General features: G+C 44.7%; 14 protein-coding genes. 8 read left to right on the top strand and 6 right to left on the bottom strand.

The features are described from left to right. Window positions 1-30 precede the first annotated feature (30 nt). Complete coding sequence (gene atpD, locus X939_RS0120910) at window positions 31-1,545, bottom strand: F0F1 ATP synthase subunit beta (RefSeq protein ID WP_025765228.1); 1,515 nt, start codon at window positions 1,543-1,545, stop codon at window positions 31-33. A gap of 395 nt (window positions 1,546-1,940) precedes the next feature. On the opposite strand from atpD, the gene X939_RS0120900 reads away from it, so the two are divergent. From X939_RS0120900 to X939_RS0120875, 6 genes are all read left to right on the top strand, one after another. Beyond that, entirely contained in the window at window positions 1,941-4,601 is a 2,661-nt protein-coding gene (locus X939_RS0120900; RefSeq protein WP_025765227.1) for a tetratricopeptide repeat protein, read from the top strand. 20 nt (window positions 4,602-4,621) lie between these two features. Continuing rightward, entirely contained in the window at window positions 4,622-5,083 is a 462-nt protein-coding gene (locus tag X939_RS0120895) for a hypothetical protein (RefSeq protein WP_131694829.1), read from the top strand. Between the two features lie 98 nt (window positions 5,084-5,181). Continuing rightward, window positions 5,182-5,895 (top strand): ABC transporter ATP-binding protein, encoded by a 714-nt coding sequence (locus X939_RS0120890; RefSeq protein WP_025765225.1) that lies wholly within the window; start codon window positions 5,182-5,184, stop codon window positions 5,893-5,895. A 173-nt stretch (window positions 5,896-6,068) separates the two neighbouring features. After that, window positions 6,069-6,791, top strand: a complete 723-nt coding sequence (locus tag X939_RS0120885; protein WP_025765224.1) for an RluA family pseudouridine synthase — start codon at window positions 6,069-6,071, stop codon at window positions 6,789-6,791. A gap of 18 nt (window positions 6,792-6,809) precedes the next feature. Next, window positions 6,810-7,577: a hypothetical protein gene (locus X939_RS0120880; protein ID WP_025765223.1), complete on the top strand. Its 768-nt coding sequence runs from the start codon at window positions 6,810-6,812 to the stop codon at window positions 7,575-7,577. Window positions 7,578-7,708: 131 nt separating this feature from the next. Continuing rightward, window positions 7,709-8,242, top strand: a complete 534-nt coding sequence (locus X939_RS0120875; protein ID WP_025765222.1) for a hypothetical protein — start codon at window positions 7,709-7,711, stop codon at window positions 8,240-8,242. Here X939_RS0120875 and X939_RS0120870 read toward each other — a convergent pair. The 3 genes from X939_RS0120870 to msrA form a co-directional block, all read right to left on the bottom strand. After that, window positions 8,239-8,763: a hypothetical protein gene (locus X939_RS0120870; protein WP_025765221.1), complete on the bottom strand. Its 525-nt coding sequence runs from the start codon at window positions 8,761-8,763 to the stop codon at window positions 8,239-8,241. The two genes, X939_RS0120875 and X939_RS0120870, sit on opposite strands and share 4 nt — an antisense overlap. A 159-nt stretch (window positions 8,764-8,922) precedes the next feature. Beyond that, window positions 8,923-9,438: a hypothetical protein gene (locus X939_RS0120865; RefSeq protein WP_025765220.1), complete on the bottom strand. Its 516-nt coding sequence runs from the start codon at window positions 9,436-9,438 to the stop codon at window positions 8,923-8,925. A 146-nt stretch (window positions 9,439-9,584) separates the two neighbouring features. After that, entirely contained in the window at window positions 9,585-10,259 is a 675-nt protein-coding gene (gene msrA, locus X939_RS22740) for a peptide-methionine (S)-S-oxide reductase MsrA (protein WP_084299598.1), read from the bottom strand. Window positions 10,260-10,402: 143 nt separating this feature from the next. Here msrA and X939_RS0120855 point away from each other — a divergent pair, with 143 nt between their 5' ends. Together X939_RS0120855 and X939_RS0120850 are read left to right on the top strand one after the other, a co-directional pair. Then, the gene (locus tag X939_RS0120855) at window positions 10,403-10,945 is read left to right on the top strand and encodes a CopD family protein (RefSeq protein WP_025765218.1); all 543 of its coding nucleotides are present in this window, start codon (window positions 10,403-10,405) and stop codon (window positions 10,943-10,945) included. Between the two features lie 163 nt (window positions 10,946-11,108). After that, window positions 11,109-15,482, top strand: a complete 4,374-nt coding sequence (locus X939_RS0120850; RefSeq protein WP_025765217.1) for a PAS domain S-box protein — start codon at window positions 11,109-11,111, stop codon at window positions 15,480-15,482. Between the two features lie 126 nt (window positions 15,483-15,608). Here X939_RS0120850 and X939_RS0120845 read toward each other — a convergent pair whose 3' ends face one another. Both X939_RS0120845 and X939_RS0120840 read right to left on the bottom strand, forming a co-directional pair. Then, window positions 15,609-16,619 (bottom strand): aspartate-semialdehyde dehydrogenase, encoded by a 1,011-nt coding sequence (locus X939_RS0120845; protein ID WP_025765216.1) that lies wholly within the window; start codon window positions 16,617-16,619, stop codon window positions 15,609-15,611. Window positions 16,620-16,786: 167 nt separating this feature from the next. Continuing rightward, a complete protein-coding gene (locus X939_RS0120840; RefSeq protein WP_025765215.1) occupies window positions 16,787-17,170 on the bottom strand; it encodes a RidA family protein in 384 nt (127 codons plus the stop codon). Window positions 17,171-17,212 lie beyond the last annotated feature (42 nt).

The following is a 17,212-nucleotide window of genomic DNA, read 5'->3' as shown; positions in this document are numbered from 1 at the left end:
TACCGCTCAAACCGTTAGGTTATTACATAATTACTTATTGGCTTCAGCAAGCATTTTCTCTCCTTTTGCCTGGGCATCATCGATAGTACCTACCAAGTTGAAAGCCATCTCAGGAAGGTGGTCATACTTACCATCCATGATCAGGTTAAATCCTTTGATGGTATCATTGATGTCTACAAGCGTACCTTTAAGACCGGTAAACTGTTCGGCCACAAAGAAAGGCTGAGACAAGAAACGCTCTACGCGACGAGCACGGGATACAACCAGCTTATCTTCGTCGGAAAGTTCTTCCATACCCAGGATGGCGATGATATCCTGCAATTCTTTATAACGTTGCAAAATGTTTTTTACACGTTGTGCACAGTTATAATGTTCTGCACCCAGTGTTTCTGCATTCAAGATACGTGAGGCCGAGTCTAGAGGATCCACAGCTGGATAAATACCTTTCTCAGATACCTTACGGCTCAATACCGTGGTAGCATCTAAGTGGGTAAAGGTAGTAGCAGGTGCTGGATCCGTCAAGTCATCAGCAGGTACATATACGGCCTGTACAGAAGTAATCGATCCACGCTTGGTAGAGGTAATACGCTCCTGCATCTGACCCATTTCCGTAGCCAAGGTTGGCTGGTAACCTACCGCAGAAGGCATACGTCCCAAAAGGGCCGATACCTCAGATCCTGCCTGGGTAAAACGGAAGATATTATCGATAAAGAATAGAATGTCGCGACCTTGTCCTTCGCCATCACCATCACGGAAGTATTCAGCAACCGTAAGTCCTGAAAGCGCTACACGTGCACGTGCTCCAGGAGGCTCGTTCATCTGACCGAACACGAAAGTAGCCTGAGAGTCTTTCAAAGCTTCGTAGTCTACCTTAGAGATATCCCATCCACCTTCTTCCATGCTATGCTTGAAGTCGTCACCATACTTGATGATACCCGCTTCAATCATTTCGCGCATCAGGTCATTTCCTTCCCGAGTACGCTCACCTACTCCGGCAAATACCGAAAGACCGGCATAAGCTTTAGCGATATTATTGATTAGCTCTTGGATCAATACGGTTTTACCCACACCAGCACCACCGAACAAACCAATTTTACCTCCCTTTACATAAGGAGCCAAAAGGTCAATTACTTTGATACCCGTAAAGAGTACCTCTGTAGCGGTAGCCAAATGCTCGAACTTAGGAGCTGCCCGGTGAATGGACATTCCGTTGGTCGTGTCAATAGGGGTAAGACCGTCAATAGCCTCACCAATCACATTGAACAAACGGCCTTTGATGGCTTCGCCTGTTGGCATTTTGATTGGAGATCCCAATGGGGTAACTTTCATACCGCGTTGCATACCTTCGGTACTATCCATCGCTATGGTACGAACTCTGTCTTCTCCCAAGTGTTGTTGACACTCAAGGACTACACGTTGACCGTTAGACTTGATGACCTCCAACGCATCAAGGATTGCAGGTATACTCCCTGCCTCCTCAAATGATACGTCTACAACTGGGCCAATTACCTGCGTAATTTTTCCTATGTTTGTCGCGTTTGCCATTATATGTTTGTGAATATTTTCAATGAGGTTATTTTCAGACCGCAAAAGTAGGAGATAATTTGTTCAGTACCAATAGCGTCGACCATGAAATATTGGATATTTTTGAGAAATATTACCGATTTGGACCTCTTTTTATATTCAAATTAAAATTTTCTCCTCAAAATTTAATTTTTCCGGGTATTCATATTCTACCTGTTTCCCCGGTTTCCCAGGCTATTGGTGAGCGGTGACACCTGCCAACTGCCCCCTGAATTGCCATCTTTTCGCAAGCCCGTTTTACTTGCCAGCCGCCCGAAGGGTACAGCTAACGGCGAATATTCCTTAGAATTTTTCAAGAATCGTATATTTGTCGGCCCACTAAGCCGTTTAGCTTAGACCTTACTGCAATAATTAATATGAAGGATATATTTTTCTGGAAGTTTTGGTCGTCCTCAGAGCGACGACTCACGGTTTCTGTTCTCGCACTCATCGCGCTAGCCCTGCTGTTCTTAATCTGGAAAAGCCTGGATCCCCTGGGGAACACCATCGCATGGAATGTGCTTAGCGAAGTAAGTGAAACCCCAGCGCTGGTAGATTTACTACAACTCAGGCAATGGCAATATGGCGTGTCAATTCCTACCCAGCTCGTCGCCGAACAGTTTGTGGCCTCGGTCATGGAGCCCGACCAGCAGGGTATCTACCTCTTTATTACCCTGGCCATCACAGGTTTTTCACTCATCCTGGGAGCTCTGACTACGCTCCCGCGATTCTGGTACCTGGCGTCTATGATGATAATTATTCTGCTTATTGCCAGCACCCGACTGGAAATGCTCTATGCGTTTGGGGCCGCCAACAAGACCTTTTTCCTGATCACACTTGTACTGTATGGAGGTCTGAGCTACTACTTGCACGCCTTCCGCACCGACGCCGGCATTGCTATGCGGGTAGGGGCCATGCTGCTGGCCTCCATCGTCCTAGCATCAATCGTAGGCCTTAGCTCCCCGTTAAGCTTTGTAGCCTTCACTTTCGTTAGTTATTCCATGCCATTATGGATCATATGCAGCGTACTTTTTATGTTGATGATCTCTACGGAGCTAATCGCTGCAATGGTATGGGTAAGCACAGCCGGCAGTAAAGGAGGCAAAGGTTTGCTCAACTTTCTTCTGATAACCTTACTATATCTTTTATATCTCCTGTTGTTTTATTTAAAGAACACCCGGCAGATCGACTGGAACCTGACGCTCATACACCCGGGATACTTACTCACCGCAGCCTCCTTATTAGGTATCTGGGGCTTTCGGCTACGGGCGGCGGCTACAGAAGGTGTTCTTGCATTTCGCTCATTAGGATTTTGGCTTTATTCCGGACTAATGATCATAACTTTAGCCTTTGTAGCCCTGGCCTTTGACAGCGCCAACGATCCGGTACTAGAGGCCCTCGAAGACATTGCGGTACAGGGACAATTAGCCATGGGGCTGGTATTTCTTTTATATATCCTGCTAAACTTTTACGGTTTATTCCGGCAGGGACTGGCCGTTCACAAGGTCCTCTACAAACCCATGCGTTTTAGCCTTACCAAGGCTCGCCTATTCGGCATCGTAGGCCTGGTGATTCTAATTTCTATGCAGCGCCTTCTTCCATTTCACCAGTCTATAGCTGGGTACTTCAATGGTCTGGGCGACCTTCATAGTTATACCCAAGAATTCCCTCTGGCCGAACAGTATTATCAAAAAGCATTACAGGAAGAATTCCAGAACCATAAATCCAATTATGGGCTGGCTTCACTGGCGCTGAAGCAGGGAGACCGGAATGCCTCAGCCTACTATTTCCGCCAGGCATTACTCAAAAACCCATCACCTCAGGCTTATATAGGGCTCTCTACGGTTTTGATCTATGAAAATCTTTTTTTCGACGCTCTCTACAGCCTCAAAGAGGGAGTCAGCCGGTTTCCACAAAGCGGGGAGCTCCTCAATAATCTCGGCATGCTCTATGCCAAAACCAATGTAGCGGATTCGGCCTATTATTTTCTGGAAAAATCGCTGACTACAGCAAAAAAGGAGGAGGTGCCTGCCTCCAATTTATTATATTTATTGGGTAAATATGGGGAGGCGGCCATGCTGGACTCCCTGCAAGCTACTCAGAAAGAGTACCCTTATCTGTCCTGGCAAGCCAACTGGTTCGCCTTACAAAATCTAAGACAGCGATTTACACCGCATTCTTTTAAGGCCTCTGCCATTCCTTCGGACTCCCTGTTAAGCGCGGCCTCTTTCGCCTATCTGATCAACTATGCGCAGAATCAAGCCCGTCACGATAGTATGCCGATAAAGATATACCCCAGGCTAGCTTTTCATAATCCGGTGTTGGCTCAAGACCTGAGCTTCGCTGCCCTATATCCCCAGTTCTATCAGGGATCCAAACTTCAGGCCTTGGAGACCCTGCGTGCCTGGTCCGCAGAGGAAGGTGAAAAGCAACAGCTGTATAAAAAAGTGTACGGTCATTGGCTCTTACAACTGGGATTGTATGCTCCCGCATTGGAGCAGCTATCCTATGTCGAAGGCCTGGAAGGCTCACTGGGATTAGCTATCGTACAGGCCCTGCAAGGCAATGAAGTTGTGGCTAGTATGATGTTAGACAATTTAAACAAGGAAAATCCCCAGGCCTCTCTGGACCCTTTGCGCCAGACCCTACTCCAACAAAACCTTAGAATTAAGAGTCCGGCGGACTCCCTTCTAAAAGTAGCCCAGAAGGCTCCCAGCGCCCTTCACTTCGACCATGCCTTACGAGCCAACCCCTTCGATGAGAATGCCGTGACGCAAGCCGCCTCTTGGTATCGGTCTAAAGGTCAGGTATCGAAAGCCTACCAAATTGTTATTGACGCCCTGCGCTTCAATGCCTATGCACCAGGTATCTGGGAGCAATATGCCCTCTTAAGCCTCGATCAGGGTTTGCTTGCCCAGGCTAGGGAGGCCGAAGAAAAGGTAAGGCAATATGCGGAGCCCGCCGTATATCAGGCTTTTGCAGCCCGCTATCAGTCTGAGCGAGCTCTTATCGAAAAACAAAGAGCCTCATTTCAGTAAATCACTATTTTAGCGTTTGAATGTGCGTAAGAACTATGGACGTTACCTGGAAGACCAATATCTGGAAAAATGAATACCGCCTCTTTCGAGGGAAGCTCATTGTAGGGCTATTAAAAAGGAATACCTGGAATAATGATGCCTACGGGGAGTTCAACGGATCTCTTCTCCGCTTCAAATCTTTAGGATTCTGGAAGGCCAAAACTCAGATTCGGGACATCGAAGACCAACGCACACTGGGTCATATTACCTATAATTTATGGAAAGGAACGGCCATTATCGAATATGAGGCGCAGGAATATCTTTGTACGTTCAGCCATTGGAAACATAATAACTGGTCGGTTCGGGCTGGAGCTGAGTCAGCTGAATACCGGATGAATTTCTGGCATTCTAAGGGGGAAATCCAGATAGAATATTTGCCGGATGCGCTTGTCCTGGCAGGACTCTACGCACAGAGCTATTATGGTGTACTGAGCATGGCCTAGGCTCCTTTTTCACCGTGACAGGAGCTTACTGAGGCATAAGTATCACGGACTTTTGATCAACTATTGGTAATTCGTAAATATTAGACAGCCATTTCCCTATGAAAATTATTGAAACCACCGATATAGCGAGACGTTACGTAATGGGTAGCGAGGTGATCCAAGCCTTAAAGTCGGTATCGATAGGGGTAAACAAAGGTGAGTATGTTGCTTTTATGGGCCCTTCGGGATCGGGAAAGTCCACTTTGATGAATATCATTGGTTGCCTGGATACGCCCAGCAGCGGACGCTATATCCTTAATAACAAGGATGTGAGTGATATGACGGAAGGGGAGCTGGCCGAAATACGGAATAAAGAGATTGGATTCGTGTTTCAGACATTTAACTTACTACCCCGTATGTCTTCCTTAGACAATGTAGCGTTACCCTTGATTTATGCAGGTCTCAGTAAAGCCGACCGCACAGAGAAAGCCATGCTTTCATTGAAAAACGTAGGACTAGAAAATAGGGCAGGCCACCGCCCTAATGAGCTCTCAGGGGGGCAGCGGCAAAGGGTAGCCATTGCCAGGGCATTGGTTAACGATCCCAGTATCCTGCTTGCCGATGAACCTACCGGAAACCTGGACACAAAAACTTCCTACGAAATCATGGACCTATTCGATCAACTTTATAGCAAGGGAAATACCATTGTGATGGTTACCCATGAGGAGGATATCGCTCATTACGCCCATCGAATCGTACGGCTTCGTGACGGGCTGGTGGAGTCGGATACGGTAAACCCCAATCCTACCAAAGTAAAACATCTTATCAACTAAACATCCCTATTCCAGCCACATACTAAATTATAGGGCCAGGAAACACAAACATAGCATTCATAGGACTATCTTTGTAGCTACAAAGTGGAATATAATAATCTGAAGAGACATCAATCCGAATCAATTACCCGCTATTGGTAGTTTTTTCGGAATTTTTGTATCAAAATACGCTTATGAAAATCAAATTCGAAGACATTATACTTTTTGAAAACGAGGACTTTTTACTCGTAAACAAACCTCCGCATCTGGCTACCCTCGACGAGCGTACTGCCGATAGGGGGGGAAGCTTATTACGCCTGGCCAAGGAACATAATTCCGAGCTACAGGCCGCCCATAGGCTCGACAAGGAAACCTCTGGCGTGTTGGCCTTTGCCAAGAATCCCGCGGCCTACCGTCATCTGTCCATGCAATTTGAACATAGAGAGGTAACCAAGCGGTATCATGCCGTAGTAGGAGGAATTCACGATTTAGACAGCATATCGGTATATTTACCCATCTTACCCCTGAAAAATGGAACGGTAGTAAAAATCGACAAAGCCGAAGGAAAGATTGCCGAAACCATTTTCAACACCATAAAGGTCTACAGAGGTTATTCGCTGATAGAGTGCATCCCTATAACGGGTCGAATGCACCAGATACGCATCCACCTTTCCTGCCTAAAGGCGCCCATCGTGTGCGACCCTCAGTATGGAGGAGAACCTATTTATTTATCCTCCATTAAAAAGAAATTTAACCTGAAAAAGGATACCGAAGAGCAACCCTTAATTCAAAGAGTAGCCCTGCATGCCCACGCCTTAAGTTTTAAACTGATGAATGGCGAGCCCGTGCGTGTGGAAGCTCCCTATCCTAAGGATTTTGAAGTTTTGGTAAAGCAGTTAAATAAATTTGGTGCGTAATATTTATCCAACCATTCAATGAAAATTCTGTTCTTCCTTCTGACTTGTTTCTCCCTGCTATCCTGGTCTGCTTTAGGGCAGTCCCAGCGTAAGTTTGACCAACTCCATCTGCGCAACCAGTCGACCATGGAAGTGAAAATTATTGAGATAGATGCTACCACGGTAAAGTATAAGAAAAGCAAAGATCTGGAAGGTCCTCTTTTTACGATTTCGAAATCGGAACTTACCGCCATTACCTATGGCAATGGAGACACTGAAACCTTTCAAATCTCAGAACCTGTGCAGGAATACTTTCGCCCTGAGACAGCTGATCCGAAGCCTGTGGAAAAATTCAGTGACCCAGCATCCTCCAACCCACCTAGTCCTCGACCCAGGAATGGTTTCGAAACAAATCTGCTGAAGGTGAATAACGAGCGTTTACAAACCTTTTATCATTATCATAGAAAAGAATCCAAAAAGGGCATTCGTAGAGCCGTTATTGGCATTTCCTTGGGCCTATTAACCACGGCAATTGGTACCGGTCTGATTGTAAATACCGCCAGCTATGGCCCTGGGATATATAGCAATCAAAATGAAGTAAGGGGTGCCTGGCTAATGATAGGGGGCTTTGCCTTAGGCGCTACTGCGGGCATCACAGGGTTTATTAAGGCAGCATCGAACAAGAACAAGGCCAAAAGCATCCAAAAAGAGCTAAACCGACGAAATCTTCCGGTTCAGTTTGGTTTCGCTCCGTCCTATGATCCTCGACTGAAGAGCGGGAACCTTACATTGGTGGCCAGTTTTTAAAGTTCCTTTTTCGATCATCAGACAGGAAGTTATTTCGCAATGATTTACACAATCACCATTAGTTTCAGATAAAACATTTAGGTAAATTTATAGTATCCCATTGCTATTTTTTTATCCTAAATTTTATCTGCATGAAATTTCTAACATTTCTGTTGGTAATGCACCTAGGAATTTTCAGTATCACCTTAGGTCAGCGGCAAGCCCGCCCCAGCAATCAGAGCGAGCGGATCACGGATATAGCAGGCCATTCCGAGCTGCAGGGTGATTTTGATAGCCTGCTATTGGACAATTCGACGCAGGAACTTCAACTAAAATACCTTTTTCACAAAAAAAAATCCCGAGAGCATCTTATATCTGCAATAATAGGATCTACCCTGGGCCTGGCAGCAACCAGTGTCGGCACCGCCATAGCCATCAGTAATATTCCCATCATGGGGCCTGGTAACGGACGAAGCGATATGGGTATAGTACTGATGATTTCAGGATTTATTCTGGGTGCCGCCACAGGTATTCCAGGCTTTATTCAAGGGAAAACCAATGCGAACAAAGCCCGAAGCATAAAGAACGAGCTGGATCGTAGAAAGGCCCCACTGGAAGTGAAGTTGTCTCCCAGTGTTTCCCCAAGTCTCCAGACAGGCCAGATCAGGCTGACAGTTCATTTTTAAAACCGGAATGCTACGCCTAATTTCAGCCAGGAAATATTATGACCCGCCTCCGCAAAAAGTCCAAACCCTGGAGTAAACAGGTACTTTGCTCCTGCATATAAACCCACCGTGGGCCCTCCTCCATCTCCAACAAAATGTTTGGGATGCCGATCGGGCCAGCGGTCATAATGACTGGCGGAGAGAATACCTAATGCTGCTCCTCCATATAAATCTAATCTTTTGTCACGCACAAAATGCTTCCCATAATGATAGGAAGCTCTGAGGGCCGTTGGAAAACTGGTTCTATAAGCATCTCCCGGGCCATAGCGATAACTGTACACATCCGTTTGAACCCCTGCAGAAAAATAATTTCCGAAGGCATATTCAAAAGAAGCATGAAAAGGAGCAGAATTTTCATAATTTCCTACACCCAGACCTATATTTAGCAGTTTATCGCCTTTTTGGAACTGAGCGAAGGCTTGCTGTCTCGCCGCGGCTAGTAATACAGCAATAAAAATTAGTGGATAGGTTATGTTTTTCATGGTAGATAATAATTGTGTTTCTCAAGCAATATGCCTTGACTGAAATAGAATTATTATCTTCACTTCAAAATGTGTGCCAGGGTATTGTAAATCCGTTATATACAAAAAAAGCCGACCCTAAGGCCGGCTTTTGCTCAATAATAAAGCAATTATTATCTCTTATAGTTTGAATGTTACACCTACTTTTGCAGGAATCACACTAGTGGTACCCCCTGCGAGTTCTAGAAACACCCCAAGGGCAGGTTTGAAATAATACCTAGCTCCAGCGAAGGCTCCAAAAACAACATTACCTCCAGTGTAATATTTGTTTCCATCGATGCTGAAGCCCAAGGTTGGGCCAGCATATAAATCTAGATTATCCATGGGTAAGAAATGCTTACCGTAGTGGTAGGAGCCTCTTGCAGCTATGGGAAGGGCCACATAACTTTTATCGCCAACACCAATATACCCATAATTATAAAACTTCAGGTCAGCTTGGGCACCAACGCTAATAAAATCGTGGATTCCATATTCTATGGACCCTCCAACAGCAAAACCACTGCTGTAAAATCCATAACCTCCACCACCTATTCCCAAATTCACTAATTTATCTCCCTTTTCAAACTGAGCTACTGCCTTATTGGATGAAAGACCCAATACGCTAGCCACCATTAAAACCAATAGAAAATTTTTCATCGTAATAGACTGTTTTGTTAAATACTAAACACAAAATAAGTTCTTTATTTCAGGCATTCAAAATAGTCTAGGCTATAAGTTATTGAACGGAGCGTTAGGGTTAACAAACGGCCCGTTTGAGCAATTCTACAGCCATCATGGCCCTTTTATTTCTTTAATTTTTCTTTGAAAACTTTCCTGAATTTATCCAATTTTGGGGCAATTACAAAGGCACAATACCCTTGATCTGGATTATTTTCAAAATAATTTTGGTGATAATCCTCTGCTACATAGAAAGTAGGAGCTTTCTGAACCTGTGTAACGATGGGTTTGTCATAGGCCCCGGAGGAATTAAGCTCCTTAATTGCTTTTTCGGCCAGCTTCTTCTGCTCATCTGAAGTATAAAAAATCACAGATCGATATTGTGGCCCGACATCATTCCCCTGCCTGTTTAGAGAGGTAGGATCATGGCTGCGGAAAAATGCCTCCAGCAAATCGCCATAGGAAATGGTATTGGGGTCAAAATATATCCGGGCGCACTCAGCGTGCCCGCTAAGGCCAGTGGTCACCTCTTCATAAGTAGGATTTGCCTTGGATCCACCGGCATAGCCGGACTCCGCTTTCAGTACTCCATCCAAGGTTTCAAAGACGGCTTCAGTGCACCAGAAACACCCTGTCCCAAAAATGGCCACTTCGGCATTCGATAAATCGGCCAGATCTTCGGCCCGAACCGATTCTGTTGCCTTGTCCTTCTTTTGCTTGCCCGATTGTGCACAGGAGAAGGCTGTAACGCTTAAAAGTAAAACAAAAGTAAATATCAATAATTTTGAAGTATGTATCATTGGGTTGTTGGTTTCAGTCATGCCTGTTTAACGTGTTTCACATCCAGAAAGTTTATTCCGGTAATTGTAGATTATTTACGAAATTTGACAGAAAATCGATTCATCGTATTTGGCAGCATGGCTAAGACCTTTTACATTTTTATATGACCTACCTCCATTTTAAGGCTCTACATATCATTTTCGTAGTAAGCTGGTTTGCCGGCCTTTTCTATATGCCAAGGCTATTTGTTTACCATACCGATGCCCAAGACAAGAGTGAAATAGAACGAAATGTCCTTTCTCAAGAATATCTTCGTACCGAGAAACTATTATGGAACGCTATAATGACACCTGCCAGCTGGCTTACGGTCATCTTTGGAGGCGCCATGATTTATATTAATCCCGATTTGCTCCAACAAGGATGGATGCACCTTAAGCTTGGGTTTGTGGCTGGGCTTCTCGCATATCATTTCTATACGCGCAAAATATTATTGGAGATCCGCTCGGGAATTTTCCGATTCTCCTCCCTCCAGCTTCGATTGTTCAATGAGGTAGCCACCGTCTTCCTATTTGCTATCGTGTTCTTAGTCGTGTTAAAGAACACCATAGATTGGATATGGGGCGTTATCGGACTCATTATTTTTGCTATTACAATCATGTCCGCCGTTAGAATCGTTAAAAAACTAAGGGAAAAGAAAGCTAGATAAATAATTACAACTATTTCTAGAGCGGAAACTGTATATAAAAAATTATATATAAGCTCTCTAAGTCCAATATCTTTAGTATTTTTTTCAAAAAGTAATAGCCGAATTCAAAATACTTCTAGTTTAGCCTTATCTTAGGTTCAACGTTTAGCTACATCGCATCCCAATGAAGTCCCTACCAGTTCCTAAAAATGAATCCGAGCGTGTAAAAGCACTTAGAAGTTACCAAATCCTGGACACACACGCAGAGAAAGAATTTGATAGACTTACCGAATTAGCATCCATAATCTGTGAGGTACCTATCTCACTGGTAACGCTCATTGACGCCAACCGGCAATGGATAAAGTCATCATATAATATGGATATTAAGGAAACGGCCCGAGAAAGTTCCTTCTGCCAGTATACGATCATGGAAGACGGACTTCTGGAAGTTCCAGATGCTACTCAAGATCCTCGTTTTGCAGACAATTCAGCCGTTACAGCCGAGGGGGGCGTACGCTATTATGCCGGTTATCCACTAATAGACCCCCAGGGACATGCCCTGGGCAGTTTTTGTATTGTGGATATGAAGCCACATAAGCTAACGGCCACTCAAGAAAAAGCCCTGTATTTATTGTCCAAACAGGCTATGGCCCTGATCATCGATCACGGTAAACGAGAGGAGTTACGGCATTTTGAGCAGCTCTTCAAATTATCCGACGACATGATCTGTCTGACGGGGGCAGATGGATATTTCAGAAAAATAAATGATGCTTTTCTGACTGTATTGGGTTATGACCAGGGGTTCCTGCTTAAAACATCCTTGTTTGAGCTGATCCATCCTGAGGATGTCGCCCTTACCTACCAGCAATTATCCACAATAACCAAATCAGCAGAAAAGGAAACACCAGGACCAGCGCATTTTGTACATCGGTTCAAAAATAAGGCTGGTCAATACCGCTATTTGCAATGGACGGCATCCCACGATCCCGTAAGTGGGCATATGTTCGCCATAGGGCGCGACATTACTGAACAGCGCCTTCAGGAAGAAAAACTCAAAGAGAGCGAAGAAAAATTCAGGACATTTTTCCAAAACTCTCAGGGCTTTATGTGTACCCACGATCTATATGGCAGGATATTGTCGGTAAACAAGGCCGGGGCTGAGCTATTGGGCTATACCGTAGAGGAAGTTATGAAAATGAGCCTCTACGATCTGATTCCAGCCCGTCATCAGTCGGCCATTCACACCTATATGGATGAGATATGGCGCCAGGGAAAAGCCAATGGGCTGATGTCTACCCGCCACAAAAACGGGGGTACCAGAATATGGAACTACCATAACATCATGCTTACCGACCCAGATGGGGTTCAGTATGTAATAGGTAATTCAATAGATGTTACAGAAAGCCAGATACTTTCCAAAAAATTACAAATCGCTCAACAACAGTTATTACAAACGGGAAAAATGGCCCGCGTTGGGGGATGGGAAGTAGATGTGATTAAAAATGTGGTTACCTGGTCCGAAATGACAAAGGAAATTCATGAAACCTCACCCGATTTCGAACCCGATATCGAATCAGGGCTTTCATTTTATAAGAATGGCGAAAGTCTGGAAAAGATACAAAACCTGGTAAACAGGGCCATTCAATACGGCGAGAACTTCGATACGGAGCTGGAAATGGTAACTGCTAAAGGCCGTGAGATCTGGGTTCGAAGCATTGGTTACGCTGAATTTGAAGATGGCGTATGTAAACGTTTGTATGGGACTTTCCAGGATATTGATACGAAAAAAAGAACAGATTTAGAGATCATAAATTCCCGCAAATTTCTTAATGACCTGCTTGATGCGGCTTCCGGGGTAAGCATTATTGCCACCGATCTGAACGGCGTCATTACTGTATTCAATCGCGGAGCAGAACGTCTATTGGGATATCAGGCTTCAGAAATGATAGGGCAGCACACACCCGTACAAATTCATCTTCCAGAAGAAATAACAGAGCACGCATCCCTATTAAACGAAGAATCGGACGAGGAGATTGAAGGTTTCAGAACTTTCGTTTACAGGGCCGAGAAAAATGGATCGGAAGAGCGGGAATGGAGCTACCGCACTAAGTCGGGCCAAATCATCCCAGTGATGCTGATGGTGACTTCCATACGAGACTATCAGCAAAAAATAATTGGCTATTTGGGTATAGCGTCCGATCTTTCGGCACGAAAAAAAGCAGAGGAGGCTCTTAACCAGGAGCGCTCCAGACTCTCAGCTTTCGTACAGAATGCTCCGGCGGCCGTGGCCATGGTCGATACCAATCTTCGGTATCTGGCGGTTAGCCAACGCTGGCTTGAAGAATATAAAATCCAAAATCAATATATAATCGGTAAGTCGCATTACGAAATTTTCCCCAATCTGTCGGACGAGTGGAAAGCGTATCACCAGCGCGCTCTAAAAGGAGAGGTAATTAAAAATGAAGAAGACCGCTGGCGGCCTGAAGGATGGAACCACGATCAGTATTTGAAATGGGAGATACACCCCTGGTACCTTTCCGACCAATCGGTGGGTGGAATTATGATGTTCACTCAGGACATCACCGAATCGGCCTTACAAAAAGAAGAATTGCGTCAGGCAAAAAAGCTGTCAGAAGAGGCTAGCATCGCCAAATCAGAATTTCTAGCCAATATGAGTCATGAAATTCGTACACCTCTGAATGGGGTCATCGGTTTTACGGATTTGGTACTTAAAACCCAGATGACAGAGGTCCAAAACCAGTATCTTACCATTATTAATCAGTCCGCCAATTCCTTATTAGGTATTATCAACGACATTCTAGACTTCTCCAAAATTGAAGCTGGAAAGCTAGAACTGGATATTGCCAAAAATGATATTTTCGATATCACTGGCGACTCTGCCGATATTATCTCCTATCCTATTCAGAGCAAGGGGCTAGAACTGCTCCTGAATATCCCTACTGGCTTGCCCCGATTTGTCTGGGTAGATGAAATACGCCTTAAGCAGGTTCTGATAAACTTATTGAGTAACGCAGCCAAATTTACCCCATCGGGAGAGATAGAGCTAAAAATCGAAGTGCTAGACTATAATCCCGCGAAGAGCAATGCCTTACGCTGTCGCTTTTCTGTACGCGATACAGGTATAGGCATTAAAGAAGAAAAACAGGCGAAAATTTTTGAAGCCTTTTCTCAGGAGGACAGCTCCACAACGAAAAAGTATGGGGGAACTGGCCTGGGTCTAGCCATCTCAAACCAACTCCTGAAAATGATGGGCAGCAAATTGGAGCTTGTCAGTCAGCAAGGAAAGGGAAGCACCTTCTTCTTTGATATAACCCTGGCATCCGAGCCCGGTGATCCCATCCGCTGGGAACATTATGAGTCTATAGAAAGGGTGATGATCGTAGACGACAACAGCAATAACCGTACCATATTAAAGCAGATGTTGAAGCTGCTGAATATTGAATCTGAAGAGTTTGAAAATGGATTAGCCGCCCTAGAAAAGCTAAAGTCTGACTCAAATTTCAACGCCGTGCTGATGGATTATCATATGCCGGAAATAGACGGACTCGAAACCATTTTTCGGATCAGGCAGGTGCTAGGGCTCGACGCTGAGCAGCTACCTATTGTGCTGCTGAGTAGTTCAGCAGAAGATGCCACGGTTCTGAAGCGCTCGGACGAATTGCAGGTCAACTATAGGTTGATGAAACCCGTAAAGATCGATCAGGTGACCCAGTGCCTCTCCAGGCTTATCCGGAAAGACACCAACGAAACTTTGACTCCTCCCCCTATCGAAAGCAATATTCGTACGGAACAGGTCAGAGTAATGCTCGCCGAAGATCATGAGGTCAATATGTTTTTGGCTAAAACGATTATCAAAAAACTGCTTCCCAATGCTGAAATTGTAGAGGCTGTGAATGGTTTGGAGGCTTTAGAAAAGTGCCGTATCCAGCTTCCGGATATCATATTTATGGATGTACAAATGCCCAAGATGAATGGATATGAAGCCACCGTTGCTATACGACAGCTACAAGGCGCGGCTGGGATACCTATTATTGCTCTAACAGCGGCAAATGTAAAAGGTGAAAGAGATAAAAGTCTGGCGGCCGGCATGACCGACTTCATCTCCAAACCCTTTGTAGAAGGAGACATTTGGAACCTACTCAATCGCTTAATTCTTAAATCACAACCCACTGAAGTGAAGATAAAAACTGAAAATCCCCCGCTTAATCATTCCAATATTGTGGACATCCACAAACTTAAGACTTATTATATGGATGATAACGACTTTATCAGGGAGCTTCTCCAGCTGTCAAAAGAAGCCCTTATAAAAGCGCAGCAGGAGCTTGTTCAGCTTAGCAGAAACAAAGATCTTCCTGGTCTGAATGCTGTAGGTCACCGGCTCAAAGGAGCTGCTGCTTCCGTGTTCTTTATTCAAATTACAGATATTGCCAAGAAAATAGAGTATCTGGAGGCCTTTAAGGAAGAAGAGGTAAAAGATCTCCTAGCTATGCTTGAGGTAGAAATTAACAGGGTGCTGCCACTTATAGATGGTTGGTAGGGTCAATTTTAACCATAAGGCCAGGCACAATTCCTTGCCTGGGCCCAGCTGGGAATGAATACCCACGAAAAAAGCCTTGGAGATGACTCTAAGGCTTTTTTCATGTATTAACAATGTTAGGCAGGGCTATACAGTTTGTTCGACTGCAACCAGCTCATGCTTCATCAGATATTCGGCAATCTGTACCGTATTGGTAGCGGCACCTTTTCTAAGATTGTCTGCTACGATCCATAGATTAAGCGTTTTGGGCTGAGATTCGTCCCGGCGTATACGCCCTACGAAGGTTTCGTCCTTCCCATGAGCCGTTAGCGGCATAGGATAAACAAGGTTCTGAGGATCATCCTGCAGGATCACTCCATCGGCTCCAGCCAGAATGTTTCGTACTTCTTCCAGATCAAATTCATTTTCAAACTCGATGTTAACGGCTTCTGAATGGCCTCCAATCGTAGGAATACGAACCGCAGTAGCAGAAACTGCAATGCTTTCGTCACCCATAATTTTTTTGGTCTCATTGGTCATCTTCATTTCTTCCTTCGTGTATCCGTTATCCAGAAACACATCGATATGAGGTAAGACGTTAAGGTCGATCTGATGGGGGTAAACCTTGGGCTTGCTATGGTCTCCGGCACGCTCAGAAAAAAGTTGATCCACAGCAGCTTTCCCAGTTCCCGTAACCGATTGGTAAGTAGAAACTACTACCCGTTTAATTTTATATTTTTCATGCAATGGGTTCAACACCACCACCATCTGAATGGTAGAACAGTTGGGATTCGCAATGATTTTATCTTCTTTGGTCAATGTTTTGGCATTAATCTCAGGAACTACCAGTTTTTTAGTAGGATCCATACGCCAGGCAGAGGAATTGTCGATAACGGTGATGCCCGCCTCAGCAAACCGAGGGGCTAGCTCCAAAGAAGTGCCTCCACCCGCCGAGAAAATGGCGATTTCAGGTTTGGCAATAATAGCATCTTCAAAGCCGATTACCTTTATCTGCTTACCCTTGAATGTGATTTCCTTACCTACAGATCTTTCAGAAGCAACGGCCAATAGTTCCGTCACCGGGAAATTACGCTCTTCGAGCACTTTGAGGATTTCGCTGCCAACCAAGCCGGTTGCACCTACTACTGCGATTTTCATTCTTGCACCAGGATTAAAATGAATTATTAAACGAAACGGTCACCATTTCTCCCCAGCCAATGCGGTGGGAATCAAGCAAAAGTGCCGCAAATTTACTAGGAATTTAGATACTATGGGTCCTTTTTTTAACTTATTGGACTAAATACACCCATTTCATCCCTTACAACTTAAGCTGTAAAGGCCGTAAATTCAATTTCTACCAAATATTCGGGAGAGACCAGCTTGCATACCTCGTAAATTCCTGTGGTTGGTTTTATCTCTCCAAAATAAGCTCCATGTGCACGGGCAATGTCGTCAAACTTAGAAATATCAGTGGTAAAAATTCGGGTACGAATCACTTCGTCGAGGCTAGATCCTGCCTCCTTCAACACCTCCGCGATCCGACTAATGATATTATCGGTTTGCGCGTAAGCATCTGTGGCTAGGACCTTTTCACCATCTACGATAGCTACCGTACCGGCCACTTCTACGATGTTGCCCACACGAACGGCACGGCAGTATCCCATTTTATCCTCCCATGGGGATCCTGAAAGAATGTTTTTTCTTGACATATTGTATTTATAAATTATAGATGGTTTCTACACACTGTTGCC

The sequence above is a fragment of the Dyadobacter tibetensis Y620-1 genome (genome assembly GCF_000566685.1).
Classification (GTDB): domain Bacteria; phylum Bacteroidota; class Bacteroidia; order Cytophagales; family Spirosomataceae; genus Dyadobacter; species Dyadobacter tibetensis.
The sequence above is the reverse complement of the archived record's forward strand: the minus strand, read 5'-3'. Positions and strand labels throughout refer to the sequence as shown.